Annotated in this window: 15 protein-coding genes and 1 tRNA gene; 3 read left to right on the top strand and 13 right to left on the bottom strand. The window is 49.6% G+C overall.

Annotation, left to right across the window (positions count from 1 at the left end):
* The first annotated feature begins 14 nt into the window (after positions 1-14).
* The gene (locus tag IPF95_07240) at positions 15-521 is read left to right on the top strand and encodes an SRPBCC domain-containing protein (GenBank protein MBK6474491.1); all 507 of its coding nucleotides are present in this window, start codon (positions 15-17) and stop codon (positions 519-521) included.
* A gap of 155 nt (positions 522-676) precedes the next feature.
* Here IPF95_07240 and IPF95_07235 read toward each other — a convergent pair whose 3' ends face one another.
* The 13 genes from IPF95_07235 to topA form a co-directional block, all read right to left on the bottom strand.
* Positions 677-922, bottom strand: coding sequence for a GIY-YIG nuclease family protein (locus tag IPF95_07235; protein MBK6474490.1), 246 nt, complete (start codon positions 920-922; stop codon positions 677-679).
* Positions 923-1,016: 94 nt separating this feature from the next.
* Positions 1,017-1,262 (bottom strand): GIY-YIG nuclease family protein, encoded by a 246-nt coding sequence (locus tag IPF95_07230; protein ID MBK6474489.1) that lies wholly within the window; start codon positions 1,260-1,262, stop codon positions 1,017-1,019.
* A gap of 38 nt (positions 1,263-1,300) precedes the next feature.
* A tRNA-Met gene (locus tag IPF95_07225) sits at positions 1,301-1,373 on the bottom strand.
* A 48-nt stretch (positions 1,374-1,421) separates the two neighbouring features.
* Positions 1,422-3,044, bottom strand: a complete 1,623-nt coding sequence (gene gldM, locus IPF95_07220; protein MBK6474488.1) for a gliding motility protein GldM — start codon at positions 3,042-3,044, stop codon at positions 1,422-1,424.
* A 382-nt stretch (positions 3,045-3,426) separates the two neighbouring features.
* Complete coding sequence (locus IPF95_07215) at positions 3,427-5,349, bottom strand: ABC-F family ATP-binding cassette domain-containing protein (protein MBK6474487.1); 1,923 nt, start codon at positions 5,347-5,349, stop codon at positions 3,427-3,429.
* Between the two features lie 186 nt (positions 5,350-5,535).
* The gene (gldN, locus tag IPF95_07210) at positions 5,536-6,324 is read right to left on the bottom strand and encodes a gliding motility protein GldN (GenBank protein MBK6474486.1); all 789 of its coding nucleotides are present in this window, start codon (positions 6,322-6,324) and stop codon (positions 5,536-5,538) included.
* A 138-nt stretch (positions 6,325-6,462) separates the two neighbouring features.
* Positions 6,463-7,326, bottom strand: coding sequence for a gliding motility protein GldN (gene gldN / locus IPF95_07205; protein MBK6474485.1), 864 nt, complete (start codon positions 7,324-7,326; stop codon positions 6,463-6,465).
* A 17-nt stretch (positions 7,327-7,343) separates the two neighbouring features.
* Positions 7,344-8,987 (bottom strand): gliding motility protein GldM, encoded by a 1,644-nt coding sequence (gene gldM, locus IPF95_07200; protein ID MBK6474484.1) that lies wholly within the window; start codon positions 8,985-8,987, stop codon positions 7,344-7,346.
* 49 nt (positions 8,988-9,036) lie between these two features.
* Entirely contained in the window at positions 9,037-9,825 is a 789-nt protein-coding gene (gene gldL / locus IPF95_07195; GenBank protein ID MBK6474483.1) for a gliding motility protein GldL, read from the bottom strand.
* A 92-nt stretch (positions 9,826-9,917) separates the two neighbouring features.
* Entirely contained in the window at positions 9,918-11,273 is a 1,356-nt protein-coding gene (locus IPF95_07190; GenBank protein ID MBK6474482.1) for an SUMF1/EgtB/PvdO family nonheme iron enzyme, read from the bottom strand.
* A 123-nt stretch (positions 11,274-11,396) separates the two neighbouring features.
* The gene (locus IPF95_07185) at positions 11,397-12,326 is read right to left on the bottom strand and encodes a type IX secretion system membrane protein PorP/SprF (protein MBK6474481.1); all 930 of its coding nucleotides are present in this window, start codon (positions 12,324-12,326) and stop codon (positions 11,397-11,399) included.
* Between the two features lie 159 nt (positions 12,327-12,485).
* Positions 12,486-13,745: a formimidoylglutamase gene (locus IPF95_07180; GenBank protein MBK6474480.1), complete on the bottom strand. Its 1,260-nt coding sequence runs from the start codon at positions 13,743-13,745 to the stop codon at positions 12,486-12,488.
* Between the two features lie 79 nt (positions 13,746-13,824).
* Positions 13,825-16,434: a type I DNA topoisomerase gene (gene topA / locus IPF95_07175; protein MBK6474479.1), complete on the bottom strand. Its 2,610-nt coding sequence runs from the start codon at positions 16,432-16,434 to the stop codon at positions 13,825-13,827.
* A gap of 283 nt (positions 16,435-16,717) precedes the next feature.
* Between topA and msrB the strand changes: the two genes are divergently transcribed.
* The gene (gene msrB, locus IPF95_07170; protein ID MBK6474478.1) at positions 16,718-17,263 is read left to right on the top strand and encodes a peptide-methionine (R)-S-oxide reductase MsrB; all 546 of its coding nucleotides are present in this window, start codon (positions 16,718-16,720) and stop codon (positions 17,261-17,263) included.
* Between the two features lie 194 nt (positions 17,264-17,457).
* The gene (locus IPF95_07165; protein ID MBK6474477.1) at positions 17,458-18,027 is read left to right on the top strand and encodes a hypothetical protein; all 570 of its coding nucleotides are present in this window, start codon (positions 17,458-17,460) and stop codon (positions 18,025-18,027) included.
* Positions 18,028-18,044 lie beyond the last annotated feature (17 nt).

The raw sequence follows: 18,044 nt of genomic DNA, 5'->3' as shown, positions 1-18,044 counted from the left end.
CGTTACTTTGGTGCATGGATACCCTCGCCGCCCAACGCAAGCGAAACGCCGTTAGCACTACAGCTCCGGACGAGATCCGCATCACGCGGGTCTTCAACGCCCCACGGCAACTGGTATGGAACACATGGACAACCCCGGCCATGCTGGTTCATTGGTTCGGCTGCGCGGCCTTCAACACCACGCATGCAGAGGCTGATGTTCACGTAGGCGGCATGTGGCGCGTGGTCATGGTAGCGCCATCCGGAGAGGAGTTTCCGACATACGGCACGTACTTGGACGTTCGCGAACCAGAGCTACTTCGCTTGTCGCACCATTGGGAGAAGACCGTTGCCGAAGTGAATCCAGCGCGCCATAGCACGGAGGTCACTGTTGAATTATTCGACGTAGATGTTGGTACGCGCATGGAGTTCAGACAGACAGGCTTGGCCAGTATCGCCTCGCGAGATTCGCACATTGGTGGCTGGTGTGATTCGTTCGATGCATTGCACCAAGGTCTCATATCTGAAGGTCAGAAAAAATGAAAAGCAACAAATGATGGCCTATTCGTTTCTGAATAAAGAGCGTAAACCCAATGAGCCCTACTAAATGCTGAAACTCCCGAATTATCTGGGGTTTCTTAGTAGCGGGGGTAGGACTCGAACCTCGTCCGCCGTACGGCGGATATGAGCCCGACGATCTATGTAAGTAGTGAACGCAAAAATCTACGACCACCACCTGATTTCAACTGCTTTTCTCGGATCAATGCTGAAGGCTTATCGTTACATTCTTCGCGGTAGATAATTCGCCAAGGTCTGTATGATAAAGTCCAACCTTTGGTCGCTTTTTCATTGTGCGAGATAAACCGGTCATCTACATCTGCGCTTTCACCGATGTACAGTTTATCATGTTTTTCAGAATATAGAGCGTAAACCCAATGTGACATAAAATGCTGAAACCCCCGAAATTTCGGGGGTTTCTTAGTAGCGGGGGTAGGACTCGAACCTCGTCCGCCGTACGGCGGATATGAGCCCGACGATCTATGTAAGTAGTGAACGCAAAAATCTACGACCACCACCTGATTTCAACTGCTTTTCTCGGATCAATGCTGAAGGCTTATCGTTACATTCTTCGCGGTAGATAATTCGCCAAGGTCTGTATGATAAAGTCCAACCTTTGGTCGCTTTTTCATTGTGCGAGATAAACCGGTCATCTACATCTGCGCTTTCACCGATGTACAGTTTATCATGTTTTTCAGAATATAGAGCGTAAACCCAATGTGACATAAAATGCTGAAACCCCCGAAATTTCGGGGGTTTCTTAGTAGCGGGGGTAGGACTCGAACCTACGGCCTTCGGGTTATGAGCCCGACGAGCTACCATCTGCTCCACCCCGCAATGGGCGGCAAAGATAACCATATTGTTGAACCCTGAGAATTATTCAGGTCACGGCAACACTTTCACCGTGATCGGATTCAGATTACGCACTGGACCTTGACCATTGGCCAGCTGTCCTTTAACGTGCTCGATCAGGATCTTGTCATTGGGTCTTAGGTCGTTGAGAATGGTTTTCATGTCACCTGTGAAAGCATTGCTGCTACTCGTTTTTAGGTTAGGGTTCTGGGCACCACGCATCAGGGTGAATTGAAAACTCTTCACGACCCAAAGGTCCCCGAACTCGGAATTGAGGGGCTTGGCAATGATCCCTTGCGAGGCCGAGAGCTTGACTTTGGACACGGCGGGATCACCAGCGGTCGTACCGCCGATATAGGCCGTTGGTGGTGGCAGATCCTTTACCCGGAAAACCACAGGGCCAATTCTCCGTGAGCTACCATCAGGCATCATCACAACGGCATTCACTTCGGCACTGTTTCCGCTCATCCCTGTTGCAACCCAACCTTGACCGGTTCGTACAATGCGCCCGGTCGAGATGGTCGCTTGAACTTTATCCGCGGCCACACCTGGAACGGATAATTCAATGGGGTTATCCACGCTGCGATAAAGCACGTTCATTTTCGTAGGCGACGCTACCAATAGCGGTGCCATTACTTGATAGGTCGTTCGGTATGGGATCTCCTCAGGTCCGTTCGGGCCTTGGAACTTGATCATTCCTTCCACGATCTGCTCCCCGATGCTCTCACCGCGAAGGCGCAACTTTGCTTTACCATCTGCACCGATCGGCAGTTCGTTTCCCCCTGTTACCGTAACGGTAGGGGTATTCTTTGGGTCGTAAGCCGCCAAGAATACATCAGCACGGAAAGAGTCACCGACCATCACGGTATTGGTCAGTGGAATAACGGCGGTGGTCAGCGTTCCAAAGCTGTACTCACCTTCTTGTGCTGAACGAATGAGCCATTTCACCATATCGTTCTCCGCAGTGCGGATATCCGCCTGCAATTTGGAAAGCGTTGCAATACCCGCTGCCAGCGGCACATCATAGAAGTTGATGCTTTCCCAGTTGTTCATGGTGCCCGATGCATCGCGTCTATCGCTTAGGTCGAACAGCATATCAAGTCCATTGCGCGCAACAAGGTCATTCGATGGCAGAAACCCTTTCAAACTATCTCGGAATGCACTCAACTGTAATTTGATGTCATATGCACTGTTCCGTGTTTGGATCGGTGTAGAAGGCTCACTCCCAACAAGTGCATGGGTCAATACATCCCGATCGTCTTTCGCATCAACCGCCATCAATGAACGTAACGTATCCTTACCATCAACATTCGGTCCAATAAGCATTGCTGGGGCAATACCATCTGCCTGAGCGATGAGGTTCGTTTTTATTCCCTCGATCCTGTCGACCAAACTATCAGCACGTGCTTTCATACGCATTGCTTTCAGATGCGGTAGGGTGAATTTGTCCGGAACACTTTCCGCAGAAGCAGCTAAGCCCTGATAATCCGATAGCGACCTTGCGTCATGGGCATGTGCAGTCCGCACAAGGTCAGCATCCAGAACGGCGAATTGGTCCAATACCTCTTTGCTCACGTTCATCGCCAACATCGCGGTGAGAACGAGGTACATCATGTTGATCATCATTTGCCTAGGCGGCAGCTTTGCATTGGCCATGGTGATGGGTTTTTAGCCGGCGCAGCGAAATGCAACGCTCAGTAAAACCAAATGCGTTCAGGTTTGGAATGTAACGTTCAATTGGAAATTGATTCCGAATTCCTGATCGCGCTTTTAGCCGTCTCTTCTCGTTCCATACCAAATGCAATACATCCGCACCCCATTGATGGGATGCTCGGGTGATCAGTGATCCAGAAATGGATCAAACTGAAGCGAAAGCCAGTACAACTCATAGAAAGGTCCATTCACAAAGACGTGGACCCCTGAATTAGAAATCAGGAATTAACCCTACCGTTACAAACAAAAGATCCGAACCCATCCAAAGCCCGAATGAGACCAACTAGTTGAACTCCGGAATCAGGAATCGACCGAAGAAAGGAATTCAATCCTCCATCTCCGCCAGCACGCCAGACGCACTCTCCCACTCACCTAAAGCCGTTGCGATCTTCTGTGCGAGTTCACCCAGCTTTACATAGCCTTCTTGCAATTCATCCGCAGGCATTGCGCCCTTCATGACCTGAGCTTGTAGCTGCTTTTCTTCCTTCTCAAGATCAGCCAACTGTTTCTCCAAACGCTCAACCTGGTTCTGCACTTTACGGCGCTCTTTGTCCCGGTCCCGTTGCTCGCGTTGATCCGAATTCTTGTTGGCCTTGTTCGATACTTTCGGTTTTGCGGCAGATGATTTTCCAATATCCGCACCTTGCAGCTCGGCCCGTTTTTCGATCAGTTCAAGAATATCCATGTGCTGATCCCGGATACGGAGATCGTCCAATTCCAGCAGACGCGTGGTCAGTCCGGTAAGGAAATCTCGATCGTGACTTACCAACAAGAATGTCCCGTCATAGTTCTTCAAGGCATTCTTCAACACATCCTTGCTTTGGATATCCAAATGGTGCGTTGGTTCGTCGAGGATCAAGAAGTTCAGCGGCTTCAGCAACATACAGCATAATGCCAATCGTGCGCGTTCACCACCGCTCAGCACTTTCACTTTCTTGTCCACGTCATCACCGCTGAACATGAATGCACCTAACATGGCGCGCACTCGGACCCGGTTGTCCTCGCTGGCAGCATCTTCCGCAGTTTCGATCACGGTGCGTAAAGGGCTCATCCGTTCAGGCATATCCTGCGCATAGTAACCGATGATCACATTGTGCCCCAGACGGATCTCACCATCATAAGGCTCCTCATTCATGATCATGCGCACGAGCGTACTTTTTCCCGTTCCATTCGCACCTACGAGGGCAAGGTGCTCGCCCTTTGCGATGGTAAGTTCGGCACCACTGAATATGTGCTTGTCACCATAGGATTTTGTAACGTCCTTGACTTCGACAACGATCTTTCCGCTGTTGGGTGCCGGCGGGAACTTCACGAGCATCTTACGTGTATCCTCGTCGTCCACCTCAATGATATCAAGCTTATCCAGCCTGTTGATCAGGTTCTGTGCAAAGGCAGCCTTGCTCGCTTTGGCCCGGAACTTATTGATCAGGTCAGTCGTCTCCTTGATGTACTGTTGTTGCTGTTTTGCAGCTGAGGCCTGTTGTTCCCGTTCAACCTTTCGTAGTTCAACATACTGGGTCCATGGCACTTTACGGTCAATGATCTTTCCACCCAACACTTCCAACGTGCGTTTGGTAAGACGATCCAGGAAGGTTTTATCGTGACTGATCAGAACAAGCGCTGAAGGATGGGTGCGCAGCAGATCCTCCAACCACTGGATGGCGGGTAGGTCCAAATGGTTGGTAGGCTCATCCAGCAATAAGAGATCCGGCTTCATAAGGAGCAAACGCGCAAGTTCTGCGCGCATGCGCCAACCACCGCTCAACTCACTCATTTTGCGGTGCATGTCCTCTTCAACAAAACCGATACCCTTCAGGATCCGCTCTACCTGCATGTCATGATCCGCTGCTCCGATGGAATTCAAACGCTCATGGGCATTTGCAAGTTCCATGGCAAGTTCCATGGCATGCTCATCGTCGGTCACATCATGCAATTCCTTTTCAATGCGTTCAATATCCGCGTTGAGCTTCAATCCTTCCTCAAATGCTTTCATGGCCACATCCCATGGTGAAAGCGTTAGGTTATGCGCCATTTCCTGCGGCAAATAGCCCATGGTAAGCTCCTTCGGCTTGCCAATAGTGCCTTTGTCATAATGCTGTTGGCCAGCCATGATCTTCAGCAAGGTGCTCTTGCCGGCTCCATTTCTTCCTACCAGCCCGATCTTATCATCGTTACCGATAAAGAATGAAATATCATCAAATATTGGGCGTTGGCCGAAGTGGAGGGTCAGCCCCTGAACAGTCATCATGGCAGAAATGCAGTACTTGTGCGGAAAAGGCCGCGAAGGTACGGATACTTAGGAGAATAGCACACGGAACAAGTTGATGACCCTAAGCGTTCTGCTCCGTACGGAGATCATGGCTCTACTTGAAGCGTTCAACGAATTTTCCCAATTAACGTCCAATACCCGGAAATGATATAATGCCCCGATCAATCAATAGTGCCAAAGGTCAAAACCCATGTTGTACAATTGATCACGAATTGCTTCGCCTTCCAGCAGCGCATCCAACCCGGAACGGTACGCATTGATCCGCCTTTCCTGCATATTCGCAACTTTAATGATCGTGCTTTTGAACCTGCGTTGAGCGAAGTACGATTCGTACGATATCGCGTTACCGTCCTTATCCTCACGATGGACCCATCGCGCGAATAATAGTCGGCATTCTGGATAATACAGCCAAAAGATCGGTTCGTATCCGCGCACTTCACCAAGCTCACCACGGACCTCGATCATTGGCGCAATACCGATGATCCTTACGATCATTTCACCGCGTTGTCGATCAAAGATCCAATCTTCTTTGATCATGATCCTCGCGATCGGCACAGGCCTCAGGGTATCGATCGTATCGAACAATCGTTCCAATTCGGGTCGCGTCATTGGTAGTGTAAAAGCATCGTCCACTTTCTCTGGTCCAGGATCGTACGCGGTTATCGAGCCTTCATCCAACAGGCCATGCCGAATGATCCCGAAAAGATCCATACATCCAGCTCGAGAGCCTTGTGGCATAGCCAATGAACTGTTCACCTTTTCGTTCAGATCGATCACACGCCAAACGCGGCGTTCCCACATGACATCGGCTTCTCGGATGGTCCGGCAGGGTTCCACTTGGGCCTTGACCCGGCATGGATGCACTCCTGGTTCCAGTGTATCCTGCGCATGAATGCAGGTTATGACCTGAAGATTCAGTAGACACACAGCCAATTGAGGAACTGAAAGGCGCATGCGATAATAACGTCAGGCCAGATGAGAACGTATTCGTTCCATTGACGGATCGTTCAATGGATAAGCGGCAAGAGAACGATACGAAAAAAAGAAGCCCCGACGATCCGTCGAGGCTTCAAATATTAGAGATGTTAGCGATCAGAAATTCCAAAGATCATGCTCGAACTCAAACAATGCCGACTTGATCTCTTCGCCTTCCAGCAATGCGTCCAATCCTTGCTTGTATTCATTGATCCCACGATCGTAAACATTGCTCCATTTCGTAATGTAGCTACTGAATTGGCGCTTCCAGAAGATGTCTTCATAAGACCTGCGTTCCGCATCATTCTCGCGATTGAACGCTTCCCAGTTCGCAAATACATAACGACACTCCGGATAGTATAGCCAGAACATGGGGGCAAAACCGCGGCTTTCACCGTCCTCACCAATATTTTCCCTCAATGGTGCAATACCGATGATCCTGATATCCATAATGGAGCGCTGCTTATCGAAGATCCAATCTTCTTTCATATCGTACAACTTGATGTCCCGGCTCTCCAGATTGATCTCCTGTACCACCATTTCCATGTCCCCTGTGGTTAGACTCTCTGTGTAGGAGGTATCCAAACGAGAGAACATTTCCTGAAGGTCGCCTGGTAATAATGCTTTCTTGAATTCATCATCATCCAAGAATGGTCCAGCATCATATGCCGTAATGGATCCATCCACCATCAATCCTTGGCGGATCACATCGAATAAGCTCTTCCGATCATTGATCGCATCCGTTGGATAATACAAGGGATGGTTCATTTTCTCACGGAGGTCGATCCGACGCCATACACGTCGCGCCCACATCACATCTGCTTCGCGGATATGCGTGTAGGGGACAACGCGCTTGGTCTTGGTGTTCTCCTTGATGTAGGCACCATCCAATACGGTCTGGGCCACGGCTTGAGGCGTAGCGCACAGACCACCAACCAATACCATGGTAATGATCAATATGTTCTTGCTTGTCCTTGTCATGGCTCTAAACGTATTGGTTATACGATCTTGAACGAAAGTGAACCGAGGTTTCGTACTGTACCGTCCGGGCCACGCGCTTTAATTCCTTCAATATAGACCTTCTGTCCTGGTTTTGATTTCTGGAAGATCTCCTTCATATCTCCACTCACTGCAGGACCTTTGGTCATTTTCTCGATCGGCGTTCCATTCACCATCATGGTTACACGGAACTCGACAACCTCGAACTTCAGGTCGAATTCGAAATCGACCATTTTGGCGATTACGCCTGCCGCAGCCGTCAATTCAGTTTTTTTAATGGTTGCGTCGTCAACGCTCTTACCACCAAAATATGGTGTAGGACTAGGTACATTCTTTACGCGGAAACTCAATCCAGGCATACTCTTTTTTGATCCATCCGGATTGGTTACTGTCGCACTCACAACAGCTTCATTGCCTTTTCCTAAGCCTTTCACGATATAACCATTAGCTGCTTTGGCAAGCGAACCATTAGTAACACTTGGAGCCACATCCTTCGCACTAAAACCAGAAACACTGATATCAACAGGATTATCAACACCGCGATAGAAAACGTTCATTTTGGTGGGACTCACGACCAAGTTCGGTGAAGCAACTTCGTATGTCGTGGAGAAAACCTCAACGGTTTCCTCACCACCTACGGGCTTGAACTTGATGATACCCTGCACGGTACGTTGACCAGCACCGGAAGCAACTTGCTCCAACTGGGCTTTCGCACCGTTCATCGGTAGCTTAATGGACTCACCGATGATTGTTTTGGAAACGGAATCGACTTTAGCACCCGGCCCTGCGATGTACACTTCAGGTGCATTCTGATCATCGTATGCACCCAAAAAGATCTCAGCCTGATATTTTCCGCCAACGGTAACCAAACTACTCAACGGTTTAACGATCGTTGTCAGCTTATTAAATTTGAAGCTCTTGCTTTCAACAGCATCCATCATCCGCTTCACGACCTCGCCTTCTGAGTTCCGTACATCCGCTTGCAACTTGCTAAGGATGGTGATACCGGCGGCCATAGGCACATGATAGAAGTTGATGCTTTCCCAGTTGTTCATTGTACCTGAAGCATCCGGGCGATCCTCGAAGTCGAACACTCGGTCCATGGACGCTGCCAGATCCGTATCCTGTGGTCGGCTGTTCTTTACAAGATCCTTGAACGCCATCAGTTTCAGCTTCAGGTCGTTCGCAGTGTACTCCCCTTCGATCGGTTTGCCCGGCTCGCCGCCCACGAGCATGGTGGTCAACTCATCGTGGCTATCCTTTTTGTTGACCTTCATCAAGTTCACCAAGCGTCCATCCGGCATGATCGTACTATCACGGCTCCATCCTTCGGATATCATGATAGCGCGAACCTTGATGGTATCGATATATGCGACCAGCTCTGCACCGGCGATCTTGATCTTCTGAGCCTCGGTCCATGCAGCCCCGTACTTTGCTTGGTTCTCACTCGCAAATGCCTGGAAACTGGCATATTGCTGCGTCATTTTATCATTCAATGACGACTTTGTATTCTCCAATCCGTTGTTCACCGTAACGAAGCTGTCCAATATTTCCTTGGAAACGTTCAGGGCCAACAAGGCCGTGAGCACCAAGTACATCATATTGATCATCGCCTGTCTGGGCGTCTGCTTACCACTTGCCATATTCTTGCGTTCGGTATTTCAGGTTGATGTTGAGCGATCAATAACCGGCTTAGCGCACGGTCATTGCGTTCAACATGTTGCCGTACACGGTGTTGAGCTTAGAGAGGTTATCACTCAATTCAGCGATGTTCTCCTTGTAACGCTTGGTATCATCCACGGAGTTGCGCAAATTGGTCATCATCTCACCCATGCCCTCGAACATTTGATTCGCAGCCTCCAGTTTTTCACGACTGCTCATCAACTGTAGCTCGTACATTTCGTTGAGCGCAGTTAGATTGGTGCTCATTTTTTGCAGACTCACACCTGCATTTCTGCCAGCATCCACATTCTCGGTCAGACCGACCAGGCTTTCACTTGCCTTCGCATAGCTATCGCTCAATGTTGATACTTTTTGAGACGCATCCTTTAAGCTTGATGCGTATTCATTGGTTGCCGAAGCTGCACCGGTGATCTCACCCATTGAGCGGGCCTGATCGCTCAAAGAGCGCATACCTTCACCCAAACTAGCGATCAATTCCGGTTCGATCTTGGCACCCTCAAGCATACCATCGAGCTGCTCGGTGATGGACCGCTGATCCTCCTTTTTGAAATCATCGCCTTCAGCAGTCTCGCCCGTTGCCAACTCAGGATAAACCAAACTCCAATCTGGATCTTCGTGTGGTGGTTCGAATGCGGAGAAGAAAAAGATGACCGCCTCCGTACTAAGACCAATGATCAAGAAAAAACTAGCCATTGGCCAGTGTTGGATCTTGAACAACGCACCGATGATCACGACTGCTGCACCGATTCCGTACAGTTTGGCCATGAAATTTTTCCACTTCTTGCTGCCGGGCTTCATAGTTCTTCCTTGCTTTTTTAGAGGTTGTTCAGGGTAATATACTACTCAATGCGCTCGTTCCGACAAGGTAACGACCGCAGTATCAATTCTTCTTAAAGATCTTCAGCATTCACTGCTTTTCCACGACCCAAATAGGTCATAACTGAGCGGAATCCGATGTAGGCCTTGGTCGTGTCCTGATATTCATATGCACGGGTTCCAGCCTGCATGTAATAACCGATATCCTTCCATGACCCACCACGAACCACCTTCCTTTTTAGTGATGGCGGATCGTTCATCAACGCATCATAACTGTATTCGGGGTTGAGGTCATGCGCAAAGTCGTATACGCTTTCGTCATAAGCTGTACTGGTCCACTCTGCAACGTTACCGGCCATTTGATACAATCCGAAATCATTCGGGGTATAACTATCAACAGGCACTGTATGGAAACCTCCGTCATCCACGTAATTACCATGCAATGGCTTGAAGTTACCCAAGAAGCAACCTTGACGATTACGAACGTAAGGCCCTCCCCATGGGAATGGGGCTTGGTCCAACCCCCCTCGTGAGGCGTACTCCCACTCAGCCTCGGTAGGCAACCTGAACCGGTTTATGAACGCCTCGTCATTGGAGGACAACCATGAATTCATCAACTGAGTGCGCCATACGTTGAAGGCATTAGCCTGCTGCCAAGTGATGCCTACCACCGGATATTCATCATAAGCAGGATGCCAGAAATAGTTCTCCGTCATCGGCTCATTGAAGGAATAGGTGAAGTCATGCACCCAGACCAAGGTATCAGGGTAAACGTTGATCACCTCCTTAATTATGAACTTACTACGATCACTATGTCCGCGTATTGCATTGTTCTGTCCCTTAACGTTCGTGTAGCTCAGGTCAAGATCGCGTGCATTGTTCGCTTTACGGGCAGCCTCCTTCAGATCGATCCAGTAATACTCGAACATCAATTTCCGGGTGTCGATCTCACGACGGCGATAGAACTGCTCACTTTCATTCAGGAAAAGATCAGCTAATGCTTCGCGTTCTTCATCACCATACCAGTTCAAACGCTCTTTCCAATTGATGATCGGTGGATCAATATCCTCCCCGTATTCATCCTCAGTGAACACATGCTCGCCAATATCCTCGTCGCCGAGAATGCGCTTTGCTATGGAATCACGCACATAGAATACGAACTGGCGATACTCATTATTGGTGATCTCGGTCTGGTCAATGTAAAAAGCTTGGACAGATACTGTCTTGCTTTTCGTAACCATTGCATAAGGCACATCCTGATCACTAGGACCCATTACGAATGCGCCCATGGGTACATAGTTCATCCCATAAGGATCAACATCGTACCAACCGGGTCTGCCTTGCGCACCTATAAGTTGCCCTTGGCCACCTTTACCACAGCTGCTAGCCAGCAGGCCTATGGCAAATAGATAAAAGATGGGACGTTCCATATTCTTCCTTTTGTGCCGCACCATTGTTTCCTTGCAGGGATGATCGTTCATATTGGTCGCTCTTGCGAACACGTTGGACGAAACAGTGATACGTCAGATCTGGTTGTTGGGTTTCGGACGAGCTTAAAGGAATCTTACGTTCCTGTATATCTGGAGGTCTGGTTTCTTGACTAGTAGTACACAGTAATTCAACATTATTTCATGACTACCGCTGCTGTAATTCTTTAGTTTAGAGGTAGTAACGTCATAACTATACCCGATCTTCAGCATGGACCGATCATTAGGTGCCATTTGATAACCGATCATCGGAGCAATTGCGTCTTCGGTACGGTAACTAACGCCAAGCCATACCATGTTATTATAGAGGAACCGGGCATTAATATCGAATATCGTGGAAGTTGCATCCGATTTAACAAGAACCGATGGTTGCAGAACATACTTCTTATTACCCTTTATGGCGTAATCGTACCCTGCTTGGATAAAATAGTGCCGCACCATTTTAATGCTCACATTGTCAAGCTTGGTTTGTGGCAAATGCGTGCTGCTGATACCTACCCAGAATTTAGGTGTCTGATAATATAGACCCGCCCCTAAGTCAAACCCGGTCTGTGATGTACTGGCAGAAGAGATAGCATCATCCTGTGCAACAGGATCACGAGCCAACCAATCATGACCAAGGGCATGGCTACCAGCACCAAGATAGATACCGATACCTAGTGTACCAGTGCCGATCTTGCGATGGAAAGAATAATGAAGTCGTGCGAATGTGCTATTCTGCTGACCAAGTTTATCCAAGTATACGGAAATGCCAACACCGCTACTGATCTTATTGATCGGCATGCTTGCATTCAAAAGTGCCGTTTTCGGTGCACCATCGAAACCGGTCCATTGCTGGCGGAGCAACAAAGTTCCACAAAGTTCACCTGAGATCCCAGCTACTGCAGGGTTCACCGAAAGACGATCGAACATGTATTGCGTGAACTGTGGATCCTGCTGAGCAATTGATGCTCCTCCGACCGCCATGCAGATCACTGCTGTAATTATCCTCCTCATGCGTACTTTTTTCGTTGTCCTTATTAGGGTATGGAGATAGTCAACCCACCTCAAACCTTCGTTGAACTTGGGGCCAATATAGCAAACATTGGATCCCGCAAATATTTTCTGCGCCTGTCTAAGGATATTTCCTTCCCTAAAATGGGGATCCTTCGAGGATCAGGCCAACTTCTGGAAAGTTCGCCACCAGCGTTCCGGCACTTCTTCGCGACACGCCATGCGGTAATCCGAGTAGGAACAAGGCACCAAATGATGCCGTTCAAAACGAGCCTCTTGTTCAGCACGGTAGGGAATATCCATCCACCACCGGTCACTCACATTGCTTTTATAAAAGACCAACTCTTGATCGTGCCCACGGATCGGAATACGAAAACGAGTGAAACGCTTACGGTCCAACCACGGTAGATCGTTGGTACGACTAATGAACCCATCCAAAAAGCACCAAACCATTTGCCCGGCCAACTGGGCCGTTACTCCTTCCATGTCACGAGAAGGGTCCATCTCGTAGATCCCTAAGGAGGTGATCTTTTCGCTGACACCGGCATAACGCATCAATTGGCATACCTCTTCACCGTGAAAGCCATTCGGACCCGGCCGAGTCGTACCCGGAGCATCACTTCTACGGATGGAGGACATGTCCACGCTTACACTATCACCATTGCGCAATACAGGCTCAGCATCGGCCATGGTCGCACGCAATTCGCCAAGACGATGTGCATCGAAATAGAGTTTCTCCATCAACGCTATACCCGGCTGATCCACGAGGTATGTCTGATATCCGAGGTTACTGTAGTTGAAAAGGTAATTCGGTTGGCGCAACACGATATGGCTCAAATAACTGCTTTCCGCCAGCGCCTGTCCCGGGTCACCGAGGTCGAACCGTGCATCAACGCATACCAGATTTGCAGTACGTTCCAGCATTTCATACGCCAGATACTGCGAATACGTATGTCCTTGACCACCGCCCAGGAGGATAGGCACAATGCCCATTCGGATCAATTCTGCTATGGTCTCTGCTACGGCATGTTGGGTATCAGCCGCGCTGGCCCCCGGATGAATGTCACCAAGGTCAACGAGACGAAGACCTTCTGATGGAAGATAAAGGCGATACAACTCTTCGCGTATAGCGTCCGGCGCCTCTACGCAAGTTCGTGGACGGGCGTGTCCGGGGTCATCAAGCACACCGAACAATGCTACTTGCTTTCTTTCCAGATCCGGAAAGCCATTGTTCGTATGGAATGTGGCGTTATCGCCAAGGGAGTTCGCGGGCCACTCCGGTCGGGAAGCTCCAAATCGCTCAGAGGGTTTGAAGTAGATCGAGATGTCCATGGCTCCGCTGTCCGGCTCATACGTTAATGTGAGGAACAGGACGATTGCGAAGGTCGGGAGTGCAAAGGCCCGATCGATACCTTCGAGCACGGTTCAGTGCACAACGGTATGTTGAATGCTGAATACCTGGACCGTCCGATCAACTAAAACGAAACGGACCATACAGTGATCAACGTTCCTTCTTGGGCGCCTTTTTTGCGGCTTTCTTTGCAGCCTTCTTGGGCGCAGCTTTTTTCGCGGCCTTCTTCTTTGGTGCGGCCTTTTTCTTCGCTGGTTCTTTCTTGGCGGCCGTTTTACCCTTTCGACCCTTTCCGTTTCTTGCCGGAGCAGCTTCCAACAAGGCGGTAGCTTCCTCCAAGGTCACATCCGTTGGCTCTTTTTCCTTTGGAACATTGGCGATCTTCTTGCCGTCCGTGATATACGGCCCGTACCGTCCGCTAAGCACTTGGATCTCCGTGTCAGGGAATTCCTTGAGGATATTCTGTCTAATACCAGCAAGCTTTGCTTCCATCAGCTCAGTACCACGCTCCAGTGTCAACGAAGCGGGATCCTCGCCTTTCGGAATATTGGCAAAGGTTTTACCGTGGCGCACGAACGGTCCAAAACGACCTCTTCCAACAACAAGTATTTCGCCTTTGAATTCACCAAGGTCCCGTGTTGCATTGGCCGCCTTTTTCAGATCGATCAACTCCACTGCCCGAGTTAGATCGATCTCCATCGGATCATCTTCCTTTGTCAGACTGGCATAAGTGGCACCTAACCGAACGTAAGGACCAAAACGACCAATACCTACAGTACAAACCTCGCCTTCCCGCTCACCAAGTGTGCGCGGCAACTTGAACAGGTCCATGGCTTGGTCGAAGGTTATCGACGCAATGCTCTGCTCTTTTTGGAGACTAGCGAATTTCGGTTTTTCTTCATCTTCCACTTCACCGATCTGCACCATGGGTCCAAAACGACCGATCCGTGCATAAACTTTCTTACCCGAAACAGGATCCACGCCAAGTTCACGCGCTCCTGTGGCCCGTTCCGCGTGCTCGCTCACTGTCCCGATCGTTTCATGGAACGGCTTGTAGAACCGCTTCAGCATTTCGCGCCAGTTCTCTTTGCCTTCGGCGATGATGTCGAACTCCTCTTCCACCTTGGCAGTAAAGTTCAGATCAACGATCGTCGGGAAATTCTCCACGAGGAAATCATTCACCACCATACCGATATCCGTAGGGAATAGCTTCTGCTTTTCAGCGCCTACGTTCTCGAATGCGGTCTTATCCGTGATCGCGCTCTCGGCAAGTGTGAGTATGCGGTATGGGCGCGTTGTTCCGTCCCGATTCTCCTTCACCACGTATCCGCGTTTTTGAACCGTACTGATCGTAGGCGCATAGGTTGAAGGTCGTCCGATCCCAAGTTCTTCCAACTTCTTTACCAAACTCGCTTCCGTGAACCGTGGGGCTGGCCTCTCAAAGCGCTGTGTTGCATTCATTTCCTGCAACTTCATTGCTTCCCCTTGGCGCATTTCAGGCAGGAGTCCTTCCTGCTCTTCGTCCTCGTCATCCTTCCCCTCCATGTAGACCTTCAAGAAACCATCAAAGAGAATGACCTCGCCTTGTGCCTTCAGGAAATCGTTCGGACGTGAACTGATGCTGATGTCAACAATGGTCTTTTCCAATTCCGCATCCGCCATTTGGCTGGCCAACGTGCGTTTCCAAATGAGGTCATATAGTCGCTCAGCATCGCGATCCGCACCTGTGTTCCGGACCAACATATCCGCAGGGCGAATGGCTTCGTGTGCCTCCTGGGCCCCTTTGGCCTTACTGGTGTATCGGCGGCTCTTGCTGTAGCGCGCACCATATTGATCGGTGATCTGTTGAGCAGCGGCAGCGATCGCTGATTCGCTCAAATTCACCGAATCGGTACGCATGTAAGTGATATGCCCCTGCTCATAAAGCCCTTGAGCGACACGCATTGTACGGTCAACGCCCATGCCGAGCTTACGGCTGGCTTCTTGCTGCAATGTACTTGTAGTGAATGGCGCTGCCGGGGTACGCTTCCCTGGTTTTGTCTCTACCGCATGAACGGAATGGGTCGCACCTATACAGCTCTGTAGAAAGGCCATGGCTTCCGATTCCGTTGCGAATCGTGCGGGCAGATCGGCTTTGACCGATGCACCACCCGGTGTTGTTAGAATTGCACTTATCCGGAATGTGCTGCTGCTGGTAAAATCCAGTATCTCGCGTTCACGTTCAACGATCAAGCGAACAGAAACACTTTGCACGCGGCCAGCACTAAGACCGGGTTTCACTTTACGCCAAAGCACAGGGCTCAATTCATATCCGACCAAACGATCCAAAACCCTACGCGCCTGTTGTGCATCCACAAGGTGGATATCGATCTGGCGTGGCTTCTCTATTGCATCGAGGATGGCCTTCTGGGTGATCTCATGGAACGTGATCCGCTTTACCTTTGAATCGGGCAGGCTGAGCGCTTCTTTCAGGTGCCAGCTGATGGCTTCACCTTCGCGATCTTCGTCAGTTGCGAGCCACACCGTCTCTGCTTTATCAGCTTCACGTTGTAGTTGTCTGAGACGATCCTTCTTGTCATCTGAAACAACGTAAGTAGGTTCAAATCCATTCTCTACATCGACATTTACTCCCCCCGAAGGCAGGTCACGAACGTGGCCATAGCTACTAAGTACGGTAAAGCCTGGTCCAAGGTATTTCTCGATCGTCTTTGCTTTTGCCGGGGACTCCACGATCACCAGATCACTGCTACTTTTTGCCATGCTTTGAAAAAAGGATTCGTTAGTCATCAACACCCCTTGTGCTGAATTTCGAGGGCGCAAAGAAAGGGGACAAGAATGGGAATTCTGCAAATCCGGGTAGCCGTAGTCTTCCTTCCCCTAAGGGGAACTTTTTTATCAGGAGTTGATGATCACATACATATAGTGACCGATCCTAACTTTTCATGATGACCCGATCAACGGTTCGCGACGTACTTTAGGATCAGGAGTGGTCAGGACCGATCGCGGTCATCGACCTTCCCTTACAAATCAGGACCAGATGAATATGACGATCTTGAATTCCGTCGCGCTAGTATTCAGCGTTCTACTTTTTGGTTGCCAGAGCAGCACAGGACAAAATGGAGCATCTAGTGCGGAACATGAAGGGCGATCTGAACAGGACATGGACCATAGCAAGAATCCATATTACAGTACAACCGAAACGAAAAAGCTGGATGTGCCTTTGAGCGAATGGAAAGAGATCCTGCCAGCGGAACTATTCCGTGTTGCGTTTGAGCAAGGGACCGAGCGGCCATTTACCGGCAAGTTCGAAGGAGAACATGTTGAGGGTGTTTTCCGATGCGCAGTTTGCGGGAATGCCTTGTTCTCGCCTGATACAAAATTTGAAAGCGGAACCGGCTGGCCCAGTTTTTACGAACCCATGAGCAAGGAGCTGGTCATTGAACACAACGATGGCAGCATAGGCATGATGCGGGCCGAAGTGGTTTGCAGCCGTTGCGACGCGCATTTAGGTCATGTGTTCGAAGATGGGCCACAACCTACTGGCCTGAGGTATTGCATCAATGCGGTGAGTTTGAATATTGGTGATTAGGGTTGAAGTACGAAACACCACCACGCTTCAAAACATACTGGTGCAACCATCGATAACGCGATTCAAGAATTGAATCAGGACATGCTTCAACCAGCAAATTCCTATTAGCGCATTTCGATCGGTAGTTTAGATTTGTTGCCAAACCGAGATATGACCAATAAAATAGCTCGGTCTTAAAAATAGATCTTCGCACCATGAACCCATTGAATTATCTCGCAGCCGCAGCGCTCTCCCTAGCGGTCATTGTACCATCACAGCTTCACGCACAATCCTTTGAAGAAGGATCAAAAGCCATCAATCTTGGGGTGGGTATTGGTGGATATAGCAGGTACGCAGTAGGCTACAATCGGGTCGGCGTTTCACCAACCTTTTTGGCTGCGATGGACATTGGGTTCAAAAAAGCCGGGCCGGGGATAATTGGTATTGGCGGTGTAGTTGGATTGAAAGCATCACGCTCCTCTAGCATTTACGGTGATTACCATTCCACCCATTTGGTGGTTGGCGTTCGCGGAACGTACCACTGGAACGAATGGCATGGTCGAGAGGATCTCGACATTTATGGTGGTGTTATGTTCGGCATGAATATTCGGCTTTCGGAACGGTATGAGTACGGGAATTCTACAACAAATACGCTTGTGAACAACTATCCGATCTACGATGTCTTCGTTGGTGCACGCTATATGTTTGCCAACATTTTGGGAGTGTATGCAGAAGTAGGTCCGGGCGTAACACTTGTGAATGGCGGCTTGACGCTGATGTTCTAAGGACGGGAAAACTGGCC

The sequence above is a fragment of the Flavobacteriales bacterium genome (assembly GCA_016704485.1).
GTDB lineage: Bacteria > Bacteroidota > Bacteroidia > Flavobacteriales_F > PHOS-HE28 > PHOS-HE28.
The sequence above is the reverse complement of the archived record's forward strand: the minus strand, read 5'-3'. Positions and strand labels throughout refer to the sequence as shown.

Excerpts from the sequence above, each read along its gene's own strand:
- IPF95_07190 (MBK6474482.1), bottom strand. The coding sequence starts at position 11,273 with ATGGAACGTCCCATCTTTTATCTATTTGCCATAGGCCTGCTGGCTAGC.
- gldM (MBK6474484.1), bottom strand. The coding sequence starts at position 8,987 with ATGGCAAGTGGTAAGCAGACGCCCAGACAGGCGATGATCAATATGATG.
- topA (MBK6474479.1), bottom strand. The coding sequence starts at position 16,434 with ATGGCAAAAAGTAGCAGTGATCTGGTGATCGTGGAGTCCCCGGCAAAA.
- IPF95_07235 (MBK6474490.1), bottom strand. The coding sequence starts at position 922 with ATGTCACATTGGGTTTACGCTCTATATTCTGAAAAACATGATAAACTG.
- gldL (MBK6474483.1), bottom strand. The coding sequence starts at position 9,825 with ATGAAGCCCGGCAGCAAGAAGTGGAAAAATTTCATGGCCAAACTGTAC.
- gldN (MBK6474486.1), bottom strand. The coding sequence starts at position 6,324 with ATGCGCCTTTCAGTTCCTCAATTGGCTGTGTGTCTACTGAATCTTCAG.
- gldM (MBK6474488.1), bottom strand. The coding sequence starts at position 3,044 with ATGGCCAATGCAAAGCTGCCGCCTAGGCAAATGATGATCAACATGATG.
- IPF95_07230 (MBK6474489.1), bottom strand. The coding sequence starts at position 1,262 with ATGTCACATTGGGTTTACGCTCTATATTCTGAAAAACATGATAAACTG.
- IPF95_07215 (MBK6474487.1), bottom strand. The coding sequence starts at position 5,349 with ATGATGACTGTTCAGGGGCTGACCCTCCACTTCGGCCAACGCCCAATA.
- gldN (MBK6474485.1), bottom strand. The coding sequence starts at position 7,326 with ATGACAAGGACAAGCAAGAACATATTGATCATTACCATGGTATTGGTT.
- IPF95_07185 (MBK6474481.1), bottom strand. The coding sequence starts at position 12,326 with ATGAGGAGGATAATTACAGCAGTGATCTGCATGGCGGTCGGAGGAGCA.
- msrB (MBK6474478.1), top strand. The coding sequence starts at position 16,718 with ATGACGATCTTGAATTCCGTCGCGCTAGTATTCAGCGTTCTACTTTTT.
- IPF95_07165 (MBK6474477.1), top strand. The coding sequence starts at position 17,458 with ATGAACCCATTGAATTATCTCGCAGCCGCAGCGCTCTCCCTAGCGGTC.
- IPF95_07240 (MBK6474491.1), top strand. The coding sequence starts at position 15 with ATGGATACCCTCGCCGCCCAACGCAAGCGAAACGCCGTTAGCACTACA.